This window comes from Photobacterium sp. OFAV2-7 (assembly GCF_022347985.1).
Classification (GTDB): domain Bacteria; phylum Pseudomonadota; class Gammaproteobacteria; order Enterobacterales; family Vibrionaceae; genus Photobacterium.
Genome location: NZ_JAKRFQ010000431.1, coordinates 1 through 4,231 on the forward strand (window position 1 = coordinate 1; position 4,231 = coordinate 4,231).

Genomic DNA, 4,231 nt, shown 5'->3' on the forward strand with positions numbered 1-4,231 from the left:
GGTGAGCCCTTTTTCATGCTCACCGCCAATATGATGGGGCAGCTGTATTCTTACGCCAGCATCTTCCTTAGCTCTCTGGCTTTGTCCTGTGCTTGTTTGAGTACCTGGTCGGCGGTACTGACCACTTCGATCATGCCGTCCTGAGTGTTCTGGGCCACGCCCGCGATTTCGCTTATATTTCCGGCTATTTCATTACTGACTTGCGACTGTTGTTCCGCCGTAGCCGCAATGGTCTGTACATTACGGTTCAGCACAACGGCACTGTCTATGATCTTGTTCAGTGCCGCAGCGGTCTCTTCAGTCAGCGTTCTGTTGGTTGTGACCTGTTTCTGGCCGTCGGCCATCACCATAACAGCTTGTTGAGTACTGTCTTTTATTGCCAGGACTGACTGGGTAACTTCTTCGGTGGCCTCTGCGGTTCGTTGCGCCAGTTGGCGAACTTCATCTGCGACGACGGAGAAGCCACGTCCCTGATCGCCAGCGCGTGCGGCTTCAATTGCGGCATTTAAGGCCAGCAGGTTGGTTTGCTCGGCAATTCCCTTGATCACCTGAATAATGTTTTGCACCTCATCGCCTCGACGACCAAGGGTGTTGACGGCATCCGTTCCTTCCATGAAGGCTTTGTCTACCCTTTGCATACTGCTTTGCAGCTGCTCAACCGTCTCGCCACCCGCTTGAGCCTCGGTGAGTGCCCGGTTTGTGCTGGCAGAAGATTCCTGGATATTACGGGCCACATCGGACGCAGAGGCAGAGAGTTCCTCAACAGCGGTAACAACGGCATCGATCTGTTCACTCTGGCTCTGAACATTCTTCTTCATCTTTCCGTTCAGGCTATGGATATCACTGACGCCTCCGGCGACATGCTCGATAGTCTCTGAGGTGTTGTTAACGACCTGCCGAAGTGAGCCTGACATGCCGTTAATTGCCTGGGTCAGTTTGGCCAGCTCATCATGTCCCCGGACGGCCAGTGTTGTTGCGCTGATGTCACCGTCGGCAATCGCATTGGCGCGGACCAGGATGGAATCGAGCCTGCGACGAATATTGCGGGCCAGGGTGAGGGAAATGACGATGCCCAAAATAACCGAGATAATGCAGCTGACCACGGCAACTGTCTGGGCATTAGTCAGGCTCTCTTCCAGCAACATCTGGTCTTCTTGCATCAATTGCTGTTGGGAGGCCGTCATAGCAGCCTGAACGGCTTTGATCTCGGCGGCTTTCGGGGCTGCGCGTGTGGCTAACCAATGATTAGCGGTGTTCCAGTTATCGGCCTTGCGCGCACTGAACATGCGCTGTGGTAGCGCTTCAAACTGGCTTCGATGCTGGCTAAATTGCTGCCACTGGCTGGCTTGCTCGCGGCTAAAAAGGTATTGCAGGTCATTTAACTGGGCAACACGCTGGCTGTTTAGCGTCCAGCTTGACTGGAATTTTTGTTCGAACTTGTCGTCTCCGGAGAGTAGGTAGGCGCGAATGTTGGCCAGACCAATGGCGAAGCTACCGCGCGTATCGGCCAGGTACTTTAACAGTTGCTTGCGCGCAGGGGTGGCCGCCAGTGCCTCTTCCCGGTCAATAATGGCGTTTAGGGCCGCGAGCATCTGTTCGGCCAAAGGTGCAGCTTCGGTAAGCAAGATATTGTAAGAGCGTATGTTCTCATCGGTGTTCGATATGGCTTCTATCTGCTGCTGTGCCTGGCGAAACTCGGCGATTAATGTTTTCAGCCTGTTAAACCGTTCGACATTCGCAGGATCGGTCCAGTGGCTGGAAACTGTCTCGTATTCCGCCATCGCCGCATCAATAAGCTGCCATGCCTGAACTCTGTTTTTTTTCATTTGTTCAGCTTTGGCAGGATCGGCACCCAGGATCATATAACCCCGAAGGGCGGCCAGAGAGGAGTTGATGCCGTTCATCAGATCTTTGCCACTGATCACTGTTGGCATCCTTAACTGCACTAGGCTGTCAACTCGTTGCTGGGATTTAGATACTGACCAATTTATGATTAGCGTATTAAATATCAGTAGTAGTAATATTACAGTAAAGCCTGCCAGCAATTTATGACTTAAACTCCATCTCATAGGTTACTCCATTAGTCATTCTTCTGTTTTTAAATATAACTTTCTCACGTCGTAAATATAACCTAGCACATGATTAGAGCAATTAACCCATAGATTTAGTAAGTCATTACTGTGAATATTTATCCAGGCGGTTAGAAGTGCGCTTATCGATAAATCATTACGATTGAAAATTGTGTTTTTATTATGATAAGTAGAAGGGAAATTGAGCAAACACAACGCTGCATGGGAATAAGTCATTATAAATCAGTATTATGTTGTTAGTTATTTTCTGGGGAGTGAATCTTTTTTCAATCTGTTGCATATTAATTTATATGCACTTGGTTTAACTTGTTGGCATCACAGTTATTGCAATCAATTTATTTTAATTTACCAATGATTTTATTATTAAATATGTTTGGTCTAAACTGGTTACCTTATAAATTTTTGTTAGGTGTTTTTGAAAATATAAACAAGAAACTGACAACATTGATTATTGTTTTTATCAACTATCTCACTCTTTATCGTTGCCTGTTAGACTTTAGTCTTATTCCTTTATTTTCATCCTATGAGCTAGCTTGAGAACTTCGTTACGCCAATGCGTATCGAGTTTTGAGTATTACAGGGAAGGGGGGTAGGAAAGGGCAACCTTTTGGTCGCCCCCCTTTTCTCAATGTATCTTTGTAAAAGGATGCTTAGAATGTCTCGCCAACGTTGAAGAACACCAGCACGTTATCATCTTCCTGGTCGTTGTAGGTCACATCCAGGCGCATGCTTAGCTTGTCTTCCGGTACCAGCATGTAACGCACACCCAGGCCGCCGGCATAGTGCACATCATCTTCGCCGGAGGTGTTGTCGATAGGCTGGGCAACACTCACCATGCCGACCACACCGACTTTGTCAGATACCCAGTGGCGGAGCTGGAAATCGGTACCAATAGCACTGCGGCCGCCCACTTCCATGGTAAAGCCATGAGCTACGTTAGAAATGTTGGTCGTTGTCTCGGTGGCATCGTCTGAGTTCCAGTCGGCCTTGGCACGCCACGCCAGGGTAGTGGCATCACTGAATGGCTGGTAATAGCGCAGATCCAGCTGGACGTTGTCGTACTCGTTGGTCCCGTTCAGCGTAAAGCCGCCTGGCAGCAGGCCAGGAATCGCTGGGATTGCAGCACCCCCTTCGTTTTCTTCCTCAATCATTTTTGCATCGATGTCGACATAGAAACCGTTTGTTGGCGTTAGCGTGTTGTTACGTTTGTCGTAGGTAAGAGCAATGCCATAGCCTGTAGTTTCTTTATCCGTGATCATATTGACGGTGCTGAAAGGGTGGCTGCTGTCACGTTCGAATTCGGTTGAAATATAGATAGCCGACGGACCGATATATAAGTCTTTGGCGAACTGGTAGCTCAGTGCGCCTTCGAGGCGAATTGTATTTTGTTCGACTTCGACGACGGGGGCATCGGAAATTCCCGGAATGCCGAAGAAGCGCATGAAGTTTTCGACATCCAGCTTGGCGTAAGTATATGTAGCATCAGCAAATAGATACCAATCGCTATTGCTGCCAAAGTACGTATCTGAGGCGACTTTGGTTACCCAGTTGCCGTTAGTACCATAAATTCCGTAGAAGCTGGTTTTGGAGGTTTTTGCACCAGGTGTTGTTTCATACGTTAACGTTGGGATCACCGAGCCGGCAAGGTCAAAAATGGGATCATAAAAAGGACCGACAGGTACAGTGAAACGTACGCCTTGATCTTCCTTGCTCGCTGGCTCATCGGCAATTGCCATACCTGATGTTAGCCCGGCGATGACAGCCGCAGCAGTTAGGGTTTTCTTGAGTAGCATGGTGACTCCTTGATGTTTTACGTTACGGCGGCAATTCCTTACAGCCGGCAAATTGAACTTTTTGAATTATTTTTAGTCATGCTGCTCTTTTCGCTTCGACTCAACAATTATGATATTTAACAATCACTATCTGCTATTTAATTTGTGTGCCTAATGTCTCACTGAAAGGCTGATTATTTAAAAACTGATGATTTGTATGGCTAATAAATTTTTTTGTTTGTTATATGTCTTGTTTTTACTTTGACTATATTAAGATTACTTTTTTAACTGGTTGCCCTATCAATATTTTATTTCGTAAAAATAACTTGATGATGGTTGTTTTCATTTTTCAATAAGATTTTTAGACTG

General features: G+C 47.1%; 2 protein-coding genes. Both read right to left on the minus strand.

Annotated features, from left to right (window positions below; translation table 11 throughout):
- Positions 1-50: 50 nt before the first annotated feature.
- Entirely contained in the window at positions 51-2,069 is a 2,019-nt protein-coding gene (locus MHN01_RS18335; RefSeq protein WP_239412665.1) for a methyl-accepting chemotaxis protein, read from the minus strand.
- Positions 2,070-2,740: 671 nt separating this feature from the next.
- On the minus strand, positions 2,741-3,883 hold the full coding sequence (locus MHN01_RS18340) for a BamA/TamA family outer membrane protein (protein ID WP_239412666.1): 1,143 nt from the start codon (positions 3,881-3,883) through the stop codon (positions 2,741-2,743).
- Positions 3,884-4,231 lie beyond the last annotated feature (348 nt).